This is a genomic window from Tamlana sedimenti, assembly GCF_038148895.1.
GTDB lineage: Bacteria > Bacteroidota > Bacteroidia > Flavobacteriales > Flavobacteriaceae > Tamlana.
In genome coordinates this window covers 63,559-84,713 of the sequence record NZ_JBBVGQ010000006.1, presented here as the reverse complement: position 1 = coordinate 84,713, position 21,155 = coordinate 63,559, and the positions used below count along the sequence as shown (strand labels likewise).

Genomic DNA, 21,155 nt, shown 5'->3' with positions numbered 1-21,155 from the left:
TTTTTTATGAACCAAATTTTTTTTAAGAATTGTATTTATGCCTTAGTGATGCTTTTTGGGTTATCTGTAAATGCCCAAGGAAAATCAATTAGCGGGCAAGTATCCGATCCCAGTGGAATGCCACTGGCAGGAGTAAACGTTATCATCAAAAATACCACCACGGGTGCACAAACAGATTTTGATGGCAATTTTACACTAAACGCAAATCAAGGAGATATTTTAGTGTTTTCTTATATTGGAATGACAACAGTTGAAATTCAAGTGGACTCTCGATCAACCTATAATATTATTATGGAAGAAGATGCCGCACAACTTGATGAAATTGTTGTAATAGGTTATGGAACTCAGAAAAAATCTGATGTTACCGGGGCATTGGCAAGTGTTGGCGCCGAAGAACTCATGGTGCAACCCGTAAGAAACCCTTTGGAAGCTTTACAGGGTAAAGCGGCCGGTGTGGATATTACCACTTCAGAACGCCCTGGTACCATAGGAAGTATCCGAATTCGTGGACAAAGATCTATAACTGCAGAAAGTGATCCGCTATATGTAGTGGATGGTGTGCCTTTGTTATCAGCTTCTGCTATTGAAACACTAAACCCTCGTGATATCGAATCTATAGATATCCTAAAAGATGCTTCTGCAACGGCCATTTATGGTTCTCGTGGTGCCAATGGTGTAGTGATTGTAACCACCAAGCAAGGTAAGGTTGGGCAATTTAGATTAAATTATGCTGGAACAGTAACCACATCAACTATTGTAGACCGGGCTCCTTCAATGAGTGCTGAAGACTATATTCAATACCGAAGATGGGCAGCATATAACTTCAACTCTAATGTTTTTCCACATCCAGACACTCCAGATCAGAGTCGTGATAGATTATTGTTTAACAGCCCAATAGATAATCAAACATCCAGAGACAATGTACTTAAAGGATGGGAAGATGGCACTTGGGATCCTTCTAAAGTAACCAATACAGATTGGACTGATTTTGTAACACAAATGGGTGTTGTACAAGAGCATAGCATTAGTGCAAGTGGTGGGACAGAAAAAATGAAGGCCTATGGCTCTTTTGGTTACTTGGATAACGAGGGTACCCAAAAAGGGCAATGGTACAAACGCTATACTACAAAATTGAGTGCCAATATACAAGCAACCGATTGGTTTACCTTAGATGGAAATCTAAATATCTCTTGGAGTGAACAAGATTATGGGTTTTCAAATTTTGGAACCAGCAGTTCACGCCCAAATGCCATTTATAATGCCGCTAAATCCATTAGCAATTTTGCGGTGCCTTACGATGAAAATGGAGATTTAGTGATAAATCCTGGTGGTGAAAATACGGTTTTTACTATTATGGAAGAATGGAACAAATCAACCCAACAATCCCAAACCTTAAGGGCTTTAGGAAATTTATCTGCAACTTTTGATCTTGGAAAAATTATTACGCCTTTAGAGGGCCTAAGTTATAAACTAAATTTTGGGCCTGATTTTAGACACTCAAGAGAAGGTATCTTTCAAGATGCCAGCTCTGCCCTTAAATTAAATTCAGACGGTACAGAAGGCATTAACTATGTTAGGTTGAGCAATCGTAGGGATTTCTCTTGGACTTTAGATAATATGTTAACCTATAACCGTACATTTAACGATGTTCATAATTTTGGTGCTACTTTGCTTCAAACGGCTTCATCATGGAATATTGAAACCTCGTCCATATCTGGAAATGGAATTGCCTTACCAGGTTCGCTTTGGAATGCCATGGAAGGCATTGACCTAAGATCAGATATTGCTGCGGCAGGTATAGGATCGGGCATTAATGAACGTCAATTAACATCCTACATGGCACGTTTTAATTATGGTTTCGACAACCGTTATTTGCTGACTGTATCTGGACGTTGGGATGGTGCTTCCCAATTGGCAGACGGATTTAAATGGGACTTTTTTCCATCAGCAGCACTGGCTTGGAAAATCAACAATGAGAAATTTATGGAAAATGTAGATTGGGTGCAAGAACTCAAACTACGATTAGGCTTTGGTACATCAGGTAATGCAGGAGTATCACCTTATGGCACAAAAGGAACGATCAGAGATTTTTATCTTCCTTTTAATGGATTACCAAATGAATTGGCTTACGGATTTAATGAGCCTTATTATTTTAGAGATCCAGTAGGTATGGCTAACCCTCTTTTAGGTTGGGAAAAAACAACGCAATACAATCTAGGTATCGATTTTTCATTATTCAATAGACGCTTAAGTGGTAGTATCGACACTTATAAATCTTACACCGATGATTTGTTACTAACCGCCAGAATTTTACCTGTAACAGGATATAGCTCTACTGTTGCCAACATTGGAAAAACAGAAAACCAAGGTGTTGAAGTCACCCTAAACGTTACGCCAATAGAAACTAAAGGAGGATTTTCTTGGGATGCCAATTTAAATGCCGCATGGCAAAAAGATGAAATAGTGGAATTAGCTAATGGCAAAAATGATGATTTTATAAATGGATGGTTTATTGGTGAATCTATTTCTGCCCGATTTGGCTATGACAATCTGGGCATTTGGCAAGATACCCCTGAAGACTTGGCCGAAATGGAATTATGGAATGCCAATGGCTATGATTTTACACCTGGTAATGTACGGCCAAAAGATCAAAACGGAGACTATGAAATGTCTGATGAGGACCGTGTTATTTTAGGAAATGGTAATCCTAGATGGACCATTGGTTTTAATAATAATTTTGTATACAAAGGGTTAGAACTTGCCTTCAATGTTTACGGCAGATTAGGTTACACAGCATCTTTAGGAGGACAATCATTAACCGGACGTGGCAATCAAATACAAATAGATTATTGGACACCGGATAATCCAAATGCGGAGTTTCAAAAGCCAATTCTTGGTCAGGCCACTTCTGGTTCTCAGGATGACTTTTCTGGACTGTTGGGTATAAAAAAAGGAGGGTTTGTAAAAATCCGTACCATTTCTATAGGCTACAATTTCCCTAAAGATTTATGCAATCAAAACGGTCTTTCAAATCTTAAAATTTATGCTCAGGCAGTAAACCCCGGTAACATTTACCAAGCTCTAGACTGGTATGACTTTGACGTTAATTCATCAGCATTCAACAGAAGTTTTGTAGTCGGTATTGATTTAGGAATTTAATATTTATAATAGATTTTGATGAATAACATAAAATTGATAAAAATGAAAAGAATAAAAAATATAAAATTTGGTCTTTTGGTAATGGCTGTCCTATCATTATCATCTTGTTCCAAAGATTTTCTTAATGAAGAAGATACTACAAGATTGACAACAGACTATTTTGAAACCGAAGAAGGTTTAATTGATTTAACAGAATCATTATACGGAAACATTAGATGGCATTTTGGATTTGAGTGGGCCTATGGTGTTACCCTTTATGGTACGGATGAGTTTACTAACGGAAATGACTTGACCAATGAAATGTGGAACACCTACGACAACCGATTTGGCCCGGTAGGAGCTTCAGTAGAAACAGGTGCAGCAAACCGTAACGCCACATCACCTGCAGACCTTTTTAACCAATTATACTATGGTATAGCATCTGCCAATACCATAATTGCCAATGCTGACATCATTCAAGATGAAGAAATAAGAAACCGCTGTTTGGCACATGCTTATTTTTTAAGGGGATATAACTATTACCGCTTGACCGCTCAATATGGCGGTACGGTACTTCAGACCGAACCAGTTATTGGGGCAGTTCGTTATTTTCCTAGAGCAACCGATGAGGAATGTTGGGAGCAGGTAATATCCGATTTCAGAAATGCCTATAATCATTTTGCAGGAGAAGTTTTCACCTATGGAAAAGGTGTTACTTGGACCAAAGCCACTGCTGCACATTTCTTAGCTAAAGCACTATTGTTTCGTTCATCAGAACGAAATGATTCTTGGAACAGTTCTTACATAGAAGCAGATTTGCAAGAAGCTATAGATGCCTGTACTTATGCTATTGGTGCCCGTGGACCTCTTACACCAAACTACAGCGATTTATATGCTAATTGGACAGGTATTGATTGCGACATTGAACAATTAGATGAAATTTTGATGGCTGCCCCACATAATGGTGATGATGCCACCGTTGGGCGTTTTGGTAATAGAACCTATAGTTACTTTTCCCCTCAGTTTTCCAACTTTGGCGGTGGCTGGGTAAGACGTGGAGTTTGGATTGGAAGCATGGATTTCCAACGTTGTCGCCCTACTGAGTACACCTATGGTGTATTTGATCATGTGAACGATGCACGTATGTGGAAAACCTTTAAAACCGTTTATGGCACCAATACAATTGTAAATCCTAACCGAGGTGTACAATTAGGAGACCCTAGTGTTGTGATGATCTTAAACACAAAAGACGACAACACTTACGACAATTATACTTTTGGAGCATATAGCCAAAACCCAAATTGGACAGATGACCAAGGTCGTTTACCAGAATGGCGCTTAGGTTCCAGGCAAACATCTACATCTGGAGCTTTAACCAGCACAATAGGACAATATTCACCTAACTCTTTGGTGCTTTACCAAAATGGAGAATATGTAGCTCCTAATTTCAAAAGCCAACCTATATGCAACTTTTTTGCTGGTATCAATAAAACGGATGACGGGTCACGCTTTTCGGAAAGAGGTGATGCCCACCGTGATGTTACCATGGCAAGATTGGCTGAAACCTACCTTTTAAGGGCAGAATGCTATGTACGTCAAGGTCAATACGGCAATGCCATGAACGATATTAATGTGGTACGTGGAAGGGCGCAATGGAAAAATGGAGAAAACAGATCATATTATGTTGATGGTTCAGTAGCCTTTGAAAATAATGCTTTAAATGTAAATAGTGCTGCAACTAACTATATCAATTCAAATTTAAATATGAACACCTATTATTTGTCTAACCCAAATGTTGCGGTAACTACAGCAGCCTCAGATTTGCAATTGACATCATTTCCAGGCAATTTGCCTGCAGAAGATGAAGCAGTGCTTTCTATGATTGGGGCTTCCAGCGATTATGAACGTGCGTTACATTTTATACTTAATGAGCGTACACGCGAATTATTAGGAGAATGGCAAAGATGGGAAACCTTATCACGTACTAAAACACTAATTACGCGCACCAAAGCATTTAACCCAGAAGCAGGCCCGGGCATAACACAAAACAAACATGAACTTCGCCCCATTCCTCTATCATTTATTGAAGGCGTACTTAACCCTGATGGCTCAAATTTGTCAGACGACCAGAAGGCAGCATGGCAAAACCCTGGATATTAGATTTTTGAAATATTATGAAATCACCTAAATTTGATTTTTAGGTGATTTCTTTTTTTATGAAAATGGTTCTTTATAAAAATATAATTGTATTAGTTCTTTGTTTTATCTCCACTTCAGGGGCTATTACCCAGAATAGTGTAAACCAGACTTTCTTTTTTGGAACGGCCCAAAATGAAAACACTGCTACAGCCATTTCTAAAGCATTATCTTATAATGAGGATCTAGGCTACGGATTTGATTTTAATACTGCAAAAAATGTATTACTTACAAAAAATGCTTTAACCGCTAAAAACCCCATTTATTTTTCGATAAAAGTGCCAGAGGGTTTCTATAAAATAGATATTGTTTTAGGAAGCAATATATGCTCTGAAACAACTGTAAAAGCAGAATCGAGAAGATTAATGCTGAAGCAGATTAAACTTAAGAAAAAGAAAACTGGGCACTATTCGTTTATTGTTAATGTTCGCTCTCCAAAAATCAATAATGAAACCATTATTCGTCTTAAAGACAGGGACAAAAACCAATTAAACTGGGATGATAAACTGACTCTCGAATTTTCAGGGGCTTCAGCATTAAAAAGTTTAAAAATAACACCTGTAACAGATATAACAACAATATTCTTAGCTGGCGATTCCACAGTAACCGACCAAGATTTAGAACCATGGGCATCTTGGGGGCAATTCTTTACCAATTATATATCTGATAAAGCAGTTGTTGCCAATTATGCTGAATCTGGCTCAACGTTAAGTGGATTTAAATCTGCCAATAGACTTGAGAAAATTTTATCCTTGATAAGGCCCGATGATTATCTTTTTATAGAGTTTGCCCATAATGACGAAAAACAGAAAGGAGACGGCATTGGTCCTTGGAAATCATATTCTAATTTGTTGAAAGAATATATTACCAAAGCAAGGGAAAAAGGCGGAAAACCCATTTTATGTACACCAACCCAACGTCGTGCTTTTAATGATGACGGTTCTCTAAAAGAAACCCATGGCGATTTTCCAGCTGCCATGAGACAGGTTGCCACTGAAATGAATGTACCTTTAATCGACCTCACTAAAATGACAACATATATGTACGAAAGCTGGGGCGCAGAACAATCTCGAAAAGCGTTTGTGCAATATCCTGCCAATACCTTTCCAAACCAAACCAAAAAGCTTGAAGACAATACGCACTTTAACAGTTTTGGGGCCAATGAAATAGCAAAATGTGTGGTTCAGGGCATAAAGGATTTGAATTTGGACATGGCAAAATATTTAAAATCGGACATTCCAAAATACAATCCTAAAAAACCAAATAACATAGATGATTGGAATGTACCAATGAGCCCAAGGTTTGAAATTCATAAACCAGATGGTAACTAGTCTATTTATTTAAAGGATAATGACATAACCCATTTTACAAAAAATGCCTTTAAATAAAAATCCAATTGTTTAATTAATGAAAAAAATAACAACAATTTACGACATCGCAGAAAGACTAAACCTTACTGCATCCACCGTATCAAGGGCTCTAAACGGCAGTAATAAAATTAGCGAAGCCACTCGACAGCTTGTAAATGATACAGCAGCTGAGATGAATTACCAGCAAAATTTTTTTGCTAAAGCCTTGAAAACTGGAAGAAGCTTTAATGTAGGAGTGATTGTTCCCCGAATTGATATTGATTTTTTTGGATCGGTTATAAGAGGCATTGCAGAAGAGTTAAATCCATATGGTTATAATGTAATAATTTCTCAAACATATGACAATGGACAATTGGAAGAAGAAAACATCAATTCATTGTTGAATATCCAAGTTGACGGTATTTTTATGTCTATTTCCAATTCCGATGTTGACAATACCAAAGTCTTTGATGACACATCAAAAAAAAATGTTCCCTTTATTTTTTTCGACAGAAAAAAAGACATAAAAGGCATAAGCACCATTACCGTTGATGATTACAAAGGTGCCTACTTGGGAACCAAACATCTTATAGACCAAGGATGTCAACGCATTGCATATTTCACAAACAACCATTTATTGCAAATATTTAAAAATAGGTTTTTAGGCTATAAACAAGCTCTTGAGGATCATCACATTGAATTTGATGAGAGCCTGATAGTAGAAGTCCCCCTAAGTGTGATAGAGGGTAGAAAAAAGACCAAACAATTATTACAAAAAAAACAACCACCAGATGCCATATTTGCTGTGCATGATTACCCAGCGTTAGGAGCCATTCAGGAAATAAAGGCAAATGGACTGAGAGTTCCTGAAGACATATGTGTGGTCGGATTCAGTAATGAACCATTTACACAATTCATGGAATTACCAATAACCACTATTGACCAATCTCCCCTAGAAATGGGGCGTATAGCTGCTAAAATATTTTTAGAAAATATTAAAAACAAATCAAAAAAGATTAAGTCTGAAAAACATGTAGTTTTAACACCTGAGTTAATCATAAGAAAATCTTCTCTTCGAAGTAATATAAACACCAACTAGCCATGAAAGTTCTTAAAAAATCTTTGCTATTCTTTATGTTAGCAATTGTTTCCTGTCAATTAAAACAGGCTCAAATAAATACTACCGAAATACATGTGAAGGCACCTTTTGACATGCCTTCCATTAAAATTCCCGATTTCAGTAATTGCAAGCAATTTCTAATTACCGATTTTGGCGCTATTGAAGGAGACAAAGAACTAACTTCCACGGCCATATCAAAAGCCATTGACGAGGCTAACAAAAATGGTTGCGGCACCGTTGTAATTCCAGAAGGTGAATGGTTAACAAAAAAAATACACCTTAGAAGCAATGTAAACCTACATTTAAATGAAAATGCTGTTTTGCTTTTTTCTGAAAATCCAAAAGATTATTTACCAGCCGTTTTTACAACTTGGGAAGGGATGGAATGCTATAATTACTCCCCTTTGGTTTATGCTTATGATTGTGAAAATGTTGCCATAACTGGTAACGGCACATTAAAAGCAAAACTAGATGTTTGGAAAATATGGTATAAACGCCCCAGAGCACACATGAACAGTTTAAAGCGACTTTACAATTTAGCATCTTATAACAAACCTGTTGAAGAACGACAAATGGTAAACGACTCGGCCAACTTCCGTCCGCAGTTTATTCAATTTAACCGAAGCAAAAATATTCTCTTGGAAGGGGTTTCTATTGAAAACAGTCCATTTTGGACCATACACCCATACCTATCAACAAATGTGGTAATTAGAGATGTTAAGGTTAAAGCACATGGTCACAACAATGATGGTGTTGATCCAGAGATGAGCCAAAATGTACTCATCGAGAATTGTATTTTCGACCAAGGAGACGATGCCATAGCCATAAAATCTGGAAGAAACCAAGATGCTTGGCGACTTAATACGCCTTCAAAAAACATTATTATGCGCAATTGTATCATGAAAAATGGCCATCAATTAGCAGCAATAGGCAGTGAACTTTCTGGAGGCATTGAAAATGTTTATGTTGAAAATTGCAACGTTGTTGATGGTGCAAAAATGTTTCATCTTGTGTTTATAAAAACCAATGAACGCCGTGGAGGTTATGTGAAAAATATTTTCGTTGAAAACATTGATGCAGGAAGTATAGAAATGGGCGTTTTAGGCATTGAAACCGATGTACTGTATCAATGGCGAAATCTAGTGCCTACAATCGAAAAAAAGCTTACTCCAATAGAGAATATTCATTTAACCAATGTAAGGGCAAAAAGCTCACAATACCTGTCAAAAATATTAGGTTCAGAAGAGCTTCCTATAAAGGATATATATTTAAATAATGTGACTGTTGATTCACTTTCAAAAGAAAAACACATTCATGAAAATGTGTTGAACTTTGAAGAGAAATAATAAACTGAAGAAGAATTATTCCATCCAAAAGGAATAATTCTTCATTTAACAGTCATTTCTTTTCTGTTTTTTCTGCTTTGTCCATTGCAACAATTCGACTTTAAAGTATTTCAAAATGTAATCAGTTTTTGTGGAGCCCAATTATGAACGCATACCTCAGGGTTTTAAGCAATAAAAGGTTTATAATAGTTATTTTTAAGCTGGTATTTCAATTAAGATAATCAATATTAACAATATTATTTATTGCAAAGGCCTGTTTTTAGGTTTGGACGTTTTGTCCCCCAATTTTTGTTGATACTTACCCTATAGTTTTGTGGCTTAGTAATTTTCTTTGTAGTCAGATTTTTTTTGATTATCTTATATAACTTTTTTTTAAATCAACCATAAAGAATTAAGAGTTTCTAAAACTTTAATCCAAGGTTTTTAAAAAACAACACTAACTAAACACAATTACGCCATGAGGTTAAAAATTTTAATTTCAACGCTCCTTTTGGGCTTATTTTCATTTAACTATGCCCAAACAACAGATTTTACAGATCAAATTATCAATCCTAGTTTTGAAACTGGAAACGGCAATGGCTGGACTTGGGCCTACGGCGCCACATGGCTAGGCCCTAATACTGACGGTGATGCTACTAAAGACGGCAACTACATTAACGGAATTTGGAACGGTGCCTTTGACAACAACCAGTGCACACAAACAATTTCTGGATTACCAGCCGGTAATTATACGGTAACTTGTTTGATGACCGTTAGCAATAATCGATTGACAAACCAGCGGTTGTTCGCATCAAGTGGAGCCACAACGCAATCAGTTCTATTTGAAGCCGAATCCAGTTACAGTGGAGCTAACCTTGCTGTTTTAGGCGCTTCAGAAAACTACACATTTGCAGGTTGGACAACGTCTGCTGCTGAAAATGGCCCCTTTCAATTAATGAGCATTGATATTGATGTAGCAACAGGCCAAGATTTAACAATTGGTGTTAGAACCAGTGGCACTGTAAATTCACAAGGATATATATTTCCAGGGGTAAACTCCGATGCCGGATTTTTCAAATTTGATGCTTTTACCTTAACAGGAAATTTTATTCCCACAACTTCATCTGATGCAACCTTATCAAGTATTACCACTTTAATAGGTACGTTAGTCCCCGATTTTAGCCCAACCATATTGTCGTACTCAGTACTCGTACCTGATGGAACACCTAGTGTTGATGTAGATGCAATTACTACCGATGTAAATGCCCAAATCACTTCTGGAACAGGCAAAATAATGTTGGTGAATGGTGTGGGTTCAACAAATATATTAGTGACTGCAGAAAATGGTTCAACAACTAAAACATATACGGTAACTTTTAAGGAGGAATGTTATTCTCCTACATACCCTTCCAAGACTAATCTGGTAGTTGATCCATTATTGAATGATGGAACAGCTTTTGGAGGTTGGGGCAACCATGGTGTTACCACAGACAAAAGTTATTGTGGAATTTACAGTGGTTATGCTGGTGATAATTGTTCAGGCTCTTTAGATGTTGTTTTGACCGGAAAAATTACTGCAAATACATCATATAGAATTAAAGCTCAAACATATGTGTCTACTGGCACATTCCATTTAGGCTTTTGGGGGCTAGACATTGCAACAAATGAGTTTAACACATCTCTAACTGGACAATGGGAGACTATGGATTTTGTAATTACTACAGGCCCAAATGCCAATCCCAGTGATGCCGGAATGTATTTTAATGCTTGTGGATTAAGTGGAACAGGAGCATTTATTGATAACTGGGAAATATATGAAGTTGATAACGATGCAACCCTATCCGCTTTGTCTTCAAATGTTGGGTCTTTATCTCCTAATTTTAGTTCAAACCAAACGTCTTATGAATTAGTCGTTCCAGAAGGAACGACGGAAGTCATATTAACAGCTAGTGCTAATAGTACTAATTCAGAGGTATCGGGAGATGGTTTAGTAACATTGACAGATAGTGCTGGATTGGCTAACATTGTGGTTACCGCTGAATCTGGAACAATTATAACTTATACTGTAAAAATCATTAACGGTGGTTTACCTGTAATTACACTTTTAGGTGATGCCAATATTACAATAGAATTAGGAACTAACTACGTTGATGCAGGAGCAACTGCCACAGATAGTCTTGATGGAGACCTTACATCTAGCATTGTTGTTGGAGGAGATACGGTAGACATTAATACGGCTGGCGTTTATGTAATTACTTATAATGTTACCGACAGTAATGGGAATGCAGCTCAACAAGTTACTAGAACGGTTAATGTTGTACCCGAGGCGACGGCACAAACCCCTCTCCAAAAAAATCTCTTCCCACTAACAAAAATTGAATTATTGGATGGACCTTTCAAGGCTTCTATGGACCTCAATATACAAACACTTCTAAATTATGATGTAGATCGTTTGTTGGAGCCTTTTTTAACCGAAGCTGGATTGACCCCAAATGGAGAACGTTTTCTTAATTGGGAACCTCTAGCAGGCCATGTCGGCGGTCATTATTTGTCTGCCTTAGCCATGCATTATGCGGCAACAAATAACCCACAAATCAAATCCCGCATGGATTATATGGTTAGCGAACTAAAAAGATGCCATGATGCTAATGGCAATGGCTATGTAGGAGGCGTTCCTAACAGTAATGCAGTCTGGAATAGTGTTAAGAATAAGGATTTTTCAAGTTTTTGGTCCGCATGGGTTCCTTGGTATAATATCCATAAAACATATGCTGGCTTAAGAGATGCTTGGCTATATAGTGGAAATTTAGATGCAAGACTCATGTTTTTAGATCTTTGCGATTGGGGAATCGATATCATTTCAGGCTTAACAACTGGAGAGATGCAGTCTATGCTCAATTCTGAATTTGGCGGAATGAATGAGGTTTATGCAGATGCATATGAAATGACGGGTGATGCAAAGTATCTTGATGCTGCTAAAAAATTTACCCATAATTATTTCTTCGATTCCTTTGTTAACAATATAGACAATCTGGACAATCAACATGCCAATACGCAGATTCCTAAATTTGTCGGGTTTGCAAGTGTGGCGCAATATGATGATACCGCTACAAATTATGAAACGGCCGCCGATAATTTCTGGAATGCGGTTGTAGATAATAGAACTGTGGCTTTTGGAGGGAACAGCCGAAGAGAGTTTTTCCCTGCCGCAGCCTCATATATCGATTTTATGATAGATAGAGATGGGCCTGAAAGTTGCAACACGTACAATATGTTAAAGTTAGCTTCACAATTGCACATGCAGAATCCCAATGTTAAGTATGCCGATTATTACGAAACAGCACTTTTCAATCATATACTTTCTACACAACACCCCGATCATGGTGGCTATGTATATTTCACGCCTATGCGCACCAATCACTATCGTGTATATTCGGCGCCTGATCAAGCCATGTGGTGTTGTGTCGGAACTGGAATGGAAAATCACGGCTTACATGGAAAATTTATATATAGCCATGACCAAGACAAACTTTATGTAAACTTATTTGTAGCTTCTAAATTAAAATGGGAGGAAAAGGGTGTAACCATTACGCAATCCACTAACTTTCCCTCTGATACAGAAACCACACTAACCATTGATGGCTCGGCAACTATAGAATTCATGCTCAGATATCCAACTTGGGTAACCGAAGGTGAACTAGAGCTTTTCATAAATGGAACACCAACAGCAGTAACAGCTGTGCCTGGTGAATATATAAGCCTCAATAGAACATGGAATACTGGTGACGAGATAAGGATTAACATGCCAATGCATTTGAGTTATGAACGATTAGCCAATGTTACTGATGACTATCTGGCCTTTAAATACGGCCCTATTCTTCTCGGTGCGAAAACGGATTCACCTGATCTTACCGGTCTTGTTGCAGATGATGGAAGATGGTCGCACATAGCTTCCGGCAAATTATATGGTAATTTTGAGTCTCCTTTTGTGGTAAGTAAAATGGATACCATTTTGACAAGCTTTCAAAAAGTTGAAGGTGAATTTATGAAATTTAAAGCTTCTAATTTATTTCCACTTGAAAAATATAAAGATCTTACATTTGAACCTTTCAATCAAATCCACGATTCACGCTATATGATGTACTGGCTGACTCTTGACCCTGATAATGCAGACCAGATAATTGCCGAAATTCAAGCTGCCGAAGAAGAACAACTTCTTCTTGATGAGAGAACTGTAGATTATGTCTCAACGGGTGAGCAACAACCAGAAGTAGATCATAGAATTCAAGAAGAAAGCTCAAGTACTGGAATTCATGAAAATGAATATTGGAGGGATGCTTCTAATGGTGGTTATTTCAGCTATGAACTAGCCACAGAAGGACTCACTAATTTAACACTTTGGGTGAAGTATTGGGGAAATGAAGGTGGTAACCGAACCTTTGATATTCTCGTGGATGATGTAGTTATTGCAACAGAAAATATTGTGGGTAAATGGAATGTTGACGAATTTGTTAATGTAGAGTATGCTATTGACCCAAGTTTATTGGCAGGTAAAAGCTTTATTACCGTAAAGTTTCAGGCCATACCAGACAATCTTGCGGGGGGAGTATTTTACATTAGATTATTGAAAGAGGCAAGTTTGAACGTTCAAAAAAAAAATAAGGCGACCAAGATAATATACCCAAACCCGACTTCTGACATTATTAATATCAAAGGTGTCAGTGAAGGCCTTATTCAAGTTTACAGTAGCATTGGCACTCTATTAGTTCAAAAAAATGCTAAAGACACACAAAGCATTAATTTGAGTGAATATCCAGCTGGAATTTACTTCATGAAAATCAAGGAAGGAAATGATGTAGCAACATTTAAAGTTATTTTGAAATAAACTTTTTACCAGATTATATTAATGTTCCCAATTTTGTTTGGATTGCAAATTTTAGAAAAAGAAAGAAAAAGTTTTTCGGAAATTTTATTCTTTACGAATTACAAAACACTTTATTAATAATTACCGTTTATTAGTAATAAATATAGCTTCATGAAGCAACACATATTATTTTATATCTCAGTTTTTTGCATAACTAATGTACTACATGCTCAATTAACGGTTAACTATAAACAAAATGAAATTCCAATTAACTCATTTAAAAAAATCACTGGCTATATAGGTGAACGGATTGACGCAAATACAGAAATGTCCATTAAAGCATTTGATATTGAAAAGTTCACTTCAATGGTAGAAGAAAAAACCCATAGAGACTGGTGGTGGATTGGCGAGCAACCAGGGAAATGGCTGGAATCTGCTGTTTTGGCATCAACGTATTCTAATGATTCAACCCTGTTTAGCAAGGCGAAACAGATACTTGATAGGTTTAAAATAGCTCAGGAACCTGATGGCTACCTCGGTATTTCCGACCCAGCTATATTGTCACCTCAAAAACCTCTCAGGGGCATGGATCCATATGAACTTTATTTTATGTTACATGCTCTGATTACAGCCGGACAACAGTGGGATGATACGGAAGCATTGGAAACAGCAACAGGCTTAGCAGATTATTTTGTAAAACATATAAATGAAGGTAAGGCTGAATTTTGGCCAACAAATTTGCGCCCTCCCGAAAATCACCATGCTATCGCTCAAGGCACTTCCGAAATTGCTGGACATAGTGTTCATTATAGTTTAGAAGGAACATTACTAATTGATCCTGTTTTGCGACTATACGAAATTACTGGAGACCACAAATATCTTAATTGGGCCAAGTGGGTAGTAAATAATATTGACAAGTGGAGCGGTTGGGATACCTACTCCAGACTGGATTTAGTGGCAGATGGTAAAATGGGCATTGATGAAGTGCAACCTTATGTACATTCACATACATTTCAAATGAATTTTCTTGGATTGTTACGCTTATATCAAATAACAGGTGATTCAAATATTTTAAAGAAGGTTAAAGGTGTTTGGGATGATGTATATTCCCGTCAAATGTACATAACTGGTGGAGTAAGCGTTGGTGAGCACTATGAAAAAAACTTTATTAAACCACTTACCGGAAATGTAGTAGAAACATGTGCAACCATGTCATGGATGCAATTAACACAACAATTACTTTTGCTTACTGGAAATCCTAAATATGCCGATAATATTGAGAGGCTACTGTTTAATCATGTGTTTGCTTCACAGGCGTTTGATGGTGACTGCTATAGATACCACACACCACCCAATGGCGTAAAACCTTATGAATATTTTCATGGCCCAGACTGTTGTTCTAGTAGTGGTACGCGCATTGTTTCAATGTTACCATTATTTTTCTATGCAGTTTCCGATAAAGCCATTTATATAAATCAATATGTTGCCAACGAGGCAGAAATTGAGTTGTCCGACAACCATGTTGTTAAATTAGGACTAAAAACGGACTATCCTGAAGAAGAGACCATACAGATATCACCCGTTTTGGATAAGTCATTGTCATTTACTTTGAATCTGAGGATACCCGAATGGTGCATCCATCCTGAGATTTCTGTAAATGATGTTAAAATAAAAAATATTTCTTCTGGGACTTATGCAAAAATTAATCGTAAATGGAAAACATCTGATGTTGTTAAAATAAAATTTCCAATGCCGTTGAACTGGATTGAACATGAAAATTTTTCAAAAATTACTATTAGCCGACTGCCGGGCGGAGAACTTATTTTTAATGAAGACAAGTCAAACAAAGCTTCTGCGCCCTATGCGCTAACTCGTGGCCCAATAGTTTATGCCGTGGATGATTTATGGTGGCAAGGAAAGAGCAAACCCATATATGTGGCAGATGAAGTAGCTTACGTTCGAAAAAGTACTTCAGAACTAAAACCAAAAGAATTGCCCGAACATCTGCTAGGGCCAGCTTATGAAGTTAAGGTTAAAACGGTGACTGGAGATCAATTAAAAACGTATGCCATTCCATTTACAAATGTTGGCCTATGGTACAAGTTTGATGAACCTAAACCAGACAAACATAGTAAATCCTATTCATATGCTATTTGGCTTCAAGATTATAAAAGCGAAGATTTCAAACTTCAAACTGAAAAGTACAACAATCTAATGAAGGAATATATTAACGCATTAGATTATATAATTTTAGGTTATAACGAATCTGAAAAGTCACACTCATTAGATGGAGAAATGGTTAGCAGAGGAACATTCAACCAAAAAAACTATATAGACGCAGGAAATTATATAAGTTTTATAATGAATGTTTCGACATCCAAGCCTTCACAATTGGCACTTACTTACTGGGGAAGTGATGAAGCAAGAACATTCGACATCTTTGCAAACGACCAAATGATTGGAAAAGAAACCCTAAACAAAAACAAACCAAACGAGTTTTTTGAAGTAGTTTATGACATCCCTTTTGAATTAGTAAAGGATAAAACTGATGCTTTTGGACAAAAGGTAAAAACTGTAACCATAAAAATTAAAGCAAAACCTGGCAGTATAGCAGGTGGAGTATTTGGCATCAAAACTATTGAATCAACTGATTAAAATTCAAAATTCAGACCACCTAGTTAAATAACATCAAACAATATATACTTTAAAAACCACATCTTTAATTAATCTCGCTAAACGAATTATTTTTTACTTAGAATTTGAGTAAAATTGTATGACATGTATTTTTGTTCAGAGCGTACGATTAAAATGATTTTTGGACTTACTTTATTAGCTTTATAAAAAACCTATACAATGAATAACGGTATTAATTACCAGTTTACCAAAATTTTTGATAGAAGCGTTATTGGTGTTTCTATCTTGTTTACATTATCCATTTCACTCACTTCATGGGCTCAATTAAGATTAGATTCTTTTAAACCAGGTGAACTTTGGCCAGATACAGACGGAAAGCACATTAATGCCCATGGGGGTGGCTTTCTTTATAGTAATGGGACATATTATTGGTACGGCGAACACAAGGGAAAGGAAAGCAGTGCGCAAGTTGGCGTTAGGGTTTACAGCTCAAAAGATCTTTACAATTGGAAAAATGAGGGCGTAGCGCTGAGCGTGAGTCATGATTCAAATTCTGAAATAGTACCTGGATGTGTCATTGAACGCCCTAAGGTAATTTTTAATGAAAAGACCAATACCTATGTTATGTGGTTTCATCTTGAACTTAAAGGACAAGGTTACGCTGCTGCAAAAACGGCGGTAGCCACCAGTAACAATCCTGTTGGCCCTTTTAAGTTTTTAAAATCTTTTCGTCCAAATGCAGGTTATTGGCCCGTAGGGTTTCAAAAAGAACTTAAAAATAAAACTTATGGCAAAGAATACGAAAAGTGGTGGACACCTGTTTGGAAACAAGGTTTGGATGAAGGGATGTTTGTAAATCGAGATCTTGAGAAAGGACAAATGTCTAGGGATATGACATTGTATGTTGATACAGATGGCAAAGCTTATCATATCCATGCTTCGGAAGAAAATCAAACCCTTCATATTTCTGAACTCACCGATGACTTTTTGGATTTTACAGATAGATGGGCCCGTATCCTCCCAGGAGGACAAAATGAAGCTCCTGCTATTTTTAAAGAAGGCAAATATTATTATTTAATCACATCAGGTTTAACCGGATGGGAACCGAATGCAGCCAGATCATTTAGAGCTACTAGCATTTGGGGCCCTTGGATTGCCCTTGGCAACCCTGCCATTGGGATAGAGTCTGAAGTTACATTTAGGTCACAAAGCACCTATGTACTTCCGGTTTTTGGCAAACCATCAGCTTATATCTTCATGGCAGACCGATGGAACCCCAAGAACCATATTGATGGAAGATATATTTGGTTACCAATTACACTTACAGATGACAACAGATTGATTATTGAATGGATGGACGAATGGAATTTAGATTGGTTCAACAAAATTTAAAATAGTGAAAACCACCGCCCATATCATTTGTCTCTTTTTAGTTGTGCTGATTTTTGGCTGCAAAAAGAACAGCAAAGAGCCCAACAACGGTGCCATTGAATCTAATAATGGAATAGTTGCACCTGAAGGCATGGTCTGGGTTAAAACTAAAACCTTCACGCAAGGTGCCAAAGAAGGCGATAAATATGCCATGCCAAGGGAAAAGCCCGTACACTCGGTAACCGTTGATGGTTTCTTCATTGATGCTACCGAAATTACCAACAAACAGTTCAAGGCATTCGTGGATGCCACCAATTATGTTACCGTGGCAGAGCGGCCTGTTAACTGGGAAGACATGAAAAAAGAATTGCCAGAGGGCACTCCAAAACCACATGATTCTATTCTTCAGCCAGGTAGTTTGATTTTCAACAAGAACGTCAACAAAGTGGCCACAATGGGCGACTATTCGCAGTGGTGGACATGGAAAATCGGTGCCAATTGGAAACATCCAGGAGGACCTGACAGCACCATTGAGGGCAAAGATGATTTTCCTGTGGTGCATATTGCGTTTGAAGATGCCATGGCTTACTGTAAATGGGCAAACAGAAGATTGCCCACTGAGGCCGAATGGGAGTCCGCCGCTCAGGGCACCGAAACGGATAAAATTTTTACTTGGGGAAACGATTACGAAGTTTTGAACCAAAAGGCCAATACATGGCAAGGTGTCTTTCCGGTTAAAAATGAGTCAAAAGACGGCTTTCCGTTTATAGCCCCCGTAAAATCCTATGAACCCAATAGTATTGGACTTTACGATATGATGGGAAATGTTTGGGAGCTTACCAGTGATTTATTCAACGTGAACTACTACAAGCAATTGGACATTTCAAAACCCATAGTTAACCCCAAAGGTGCAGAAATTGGTTTTAGTCCAGACAACCCATATCAACAGGAACATGTTATAAAAGGCGGCTCATTTTTGTGCCATGCCTCATATTGTGCCAGTTTTAGGATATCCGCCAAAATGGGAACAAGCTTCGATTCCAGCTCGGACCACGTGGGCTTTAGAACCGTTGCTACACCAGATATACTGGGCAAATAACAAGTTTATTGAAAAACCTTTGGCATCACGGATTTTAGGCAAGGAACCAATCGTGTTCCAAATCGTGTTCATTTTGAACCTCCAAGGTAATGAAATCGAGAAAATCTTCTATAAAAAAACGGTTTAGCGAAAGCTAAACCGTTGATTACGTTGTTTTTAAACTTTGTAGCGGGAACTGGACTCGAACCAGTGACCTTCGGGTTATGAGCTTGATAATTTAACCCTTTTTTACGCTATTTCGCTATATTTTAAATAAAACCGTGTACGTAATTGTGTACTCTGATTTCTAATTAATTTCTATCCAAATATAAACAATTATTTATAAATTAAAACTCGGACAAACAACACTTTACAATTATGGATAACAAAATTTCTATTAAACAAATTCTTGTAGATTTAATATCTATTTGGCCACAAATTCAAAAAAAGCACAAAGGTTCAGAATTATATGCGGAATTAATATCATACTTAAGCAAGGAAAACTATTATGGTGATGAAGATATCCCTTACCCTACATTAAAACAAATTGAAGCCAATACAAAGCTAGGTAACTACCAAATTCGAAAACAACTAAAAGACCTTTATGAAGAAGTTCTAGAATACCCCTATAAAACCACACTTGATTTTAGCAAGGTTGAAATCTATTTTCATGCAGAATATTTCAAAACTTACACTACCTTTAAAACATATAACTTAAAGAACTTACCAAGAGTAGGTGAAAACCTAAACCTACCTTTTCTAGAAGCCAAAATGGGCATCAAATTCTTTTATGTAGAAGACATTAAGCATGTCTTCACAAGAAATATTCATACTATAGACATTTCGATAAAGGGTGGTTTCTATAATTCTTACTGGTATTACAGAAAACATAAAGCACTTGAGTATGGAGAAATTGGAATGTTAGAACAATATGACTTAAATGAATATGAATTGAAGAAAAAAGTAGGCCTTATGTATTGATATCTTAAACTATTTGTTAAAGGAAAAATCTCCTAACGCATCATCAATAAAAAACCTAAGTTTCTGCTTTATTTCATCAATTTCATTCTTAGACAAGTGATTTTCTATTTGATTATTAAACAATATACGCACCATTTTACTAAACCTAAAAACGCGATCAGCAATTAGTAATGTTTCTTCATATATCTCTTTCGTAATAGTTTCCTGCGGTAATATTAAACCATCTCTATAGTTAACATAAAAACCATTGTTTTTCATTTCATTAAACCCTTCAAGCCTTTCTATCCGGTTGGTTGCTTCCAAAAATGGTTTTGCAGAACTAATTATATCGATAGCTCCATTTATTAAATCATCAAACCAGCTAAGTTTTGTTTTTAAGAACTTGGCTGGTATTCTATCATGATACTTCATTGCGGACTCGAAAAGCCCAGAACCCATTTCTATTAATTGGATAATTTGATGCCTAATTTTATGATCTTTAAAAAACTTGCCTGCCTCCTTAAGCTTGTAAACATTATAATTTTCGCTATGTAAACAAACCAAAATAGATTTAATTACCTCCTCGGTGCTTAACACCAATAAGGATGTTGCAGAACTGTATGAGGCCTTATTTTTTGCTAGTAACATTGCGTCGCTTTTTAACTGTAACGCATTTTTATATATAGAAAAGTGAACATCTTTTGATTCTTTTGAAGATAAATTAATAAACGTTTTCATTTAATTATTTTAATAAAAATGTGGTCTTAGTTTACAGACGACTTTTGGTAACATCAGGCAATATCCGGAAAGAAAAAAGCCATTATTATACCGGTAATAAAAATGTATTCTTTAATTTTCACAATACATCCGGCAACATCCGGCAATATCCGGAAAGAAAAAAGCCGTTATAATACCGGTAATAAAAATGTATTCTTTAATTTTCACAACACATCCGGTAACATCCGGTAATTTCCGGAAAGAAAAAAGCCGTTATAATACCGGTAATAAAAATGTATTCTTTAATTTTCACAACACATCCGGTAACATCCGGTAATTTCCGGAAAGAAAAAAGCCGTTATAATACCGGTAATAAAAATGTATTCTTTAATTTTCACAACAC

The 21,155-nt window shown here is 36.8% G+C and carries 11 protein-coding genes; 10 read left to right on the top strand and 1 reads right to left on the bottom strand.

Translation table 11 applies throughout. The features are described 5' to 3' along the window. The first annotated feature begins 6 nt into the window (after positions 1–6). The 10 genes from WJN01_RS14035 to WJN01_RS13990 all read left to right on the top strand — a co-directional run bounded on the left by WJN01_RS14035 (position 7) and on the right by WJN01_RS13990 (position 20,056). Positions 7–3,159, top strand: coding sequence for a SusC/RagA family TonB-linked outer membrane protein (locus tag WJN01_RS14035; RefSeq protein WP_445197791.1), 3,153 nt, complete (start codon positions 7–9; stop codon positions 3,157–3,159). Between the two features lie 42 nt (positions 3,160–3,201). Next, the gene (locus WJN01_RS14030) at positions 3,202–5,298 is read left to right on the top strand and encodes a RagB/SusD family nutrient uptake outer membrane protein (RefSeq protein ID WP_445197790.1); all 2,097 of its coding nucleotides are present in this window, start codon (positions 3,202–3,204) and stop codon (positions 5,296–5,298) included. 41 nt (positions 5,299–5,339) lie between these two features. Further along, positions 5,340–6,665: a rhamnogalacturonan acetylesterase gene (locus tag WJN01_RS14025; protein WP_445197789.1), complete on the top strand. Its 1,326-nt coding sequence runs from the start codon at positions 5,340–5,342 to the stop codon at positions 6,663–6,665. 76 nt (positions 6,666–6,741) lie between these two features. Further along, entirely contained in the window at positions 6,742–7,782 is a 1,041-nt protein-coding gene (locus tag WJN01_RS14020) for a LacI family DNA-binding transcriptional regulator (RefSeq protein WP_445197788.1), read from the top strand. 2 nt (positions 7,783–7,784) lie between these two features. Further along, positions 7,785–9,149 (top strand): glycoside hydrolase family 28 protein, encoded by a 1,365-nt coding sequence (locus WJN01_RS14015; RefSeq protein ID WP_445197787.1) that lies wholly within the window; start codon positions 7,785–7,787, stop codon positions 9,147–9,149. A 457-nt stretch (positions 9,150–9,606) separates the two neighbouring features. Then, positions 9,607–14,013, top strand: a complete 4,407-nt coding sequence (locus WJN01_RS14010; RefSeq protein ID WP_445197786.1) for a beta-L-arabinofuranosidase domain-containing protein — start codon at positions 9,607–9,609, stop codon at positions 14,011–14,013. A 150-nt stretch (positions 14,014–14,163) separates the two neighbouring features. Continuing rightward, positions 14,164–16,647 (top strand): beta-L-arabinofuranosidase domain-containing protein, encoded by a 2,484-nt coding sequence (locus WJN01_RS14005; protein ID WP_445197785.1) that lies wholly within the window; start codon positions 14,164–14,166, stop codon positions 16,645–16,647. Positions 16,648–16,845: 198 nt separating this feature from the next. Then, a complete protein-coding gene (locus WJN01_RS14000; RefSeq protein ID WP_445197784.1) occupies positions 16,846–18,018 on the top strand; it encodes a glycoside hydrolase family 43 protein in 1,173 nt (390 codons plus the stop codon). A gap of 4 nt (positions 18,019–18,022) precedes the next feature. After that, positions 18,023–19,096: a formylglycine-generating enzyme family protein gene (locus WJN01_RS13995; protein ID WP_445197783.1), complete on the top strand. Its 1,074-nt coding sequence runs from the start codon at positions 18,023–18,025 to the stop codon at positions 19,094–19,096. Positions 19,097–19,453: 357 nt separating this feature from the next. Continuing rightward, a complete protein-coding gene (locus tag WJN01_RS13990) occupies positions 19,454–20,056 on the top strand; it encodes a hypothetical protein (protein ID WP_445197782.1) in 603 nt (200 codons plus the stop codon). A 9-nt stretch (positions 20,057–20,065) separates the two neighbouring features. On the opposite strand, the gene WJN01_RS13985 is transcribed toward WJN01_RS13990, so the two are convergent. Continuing rightward, a complete protein-coding gene (locus tag WJN01_RS13985) occupies positions 20,066–20,773 on the bottom strand; it encodes an AbiV family abortive infection protein (protein WP_445197781.1) in 708 nt (235 codons plus the stop codon). Positions 20,774–21,155: the final 382 nt, after the last annotated feature.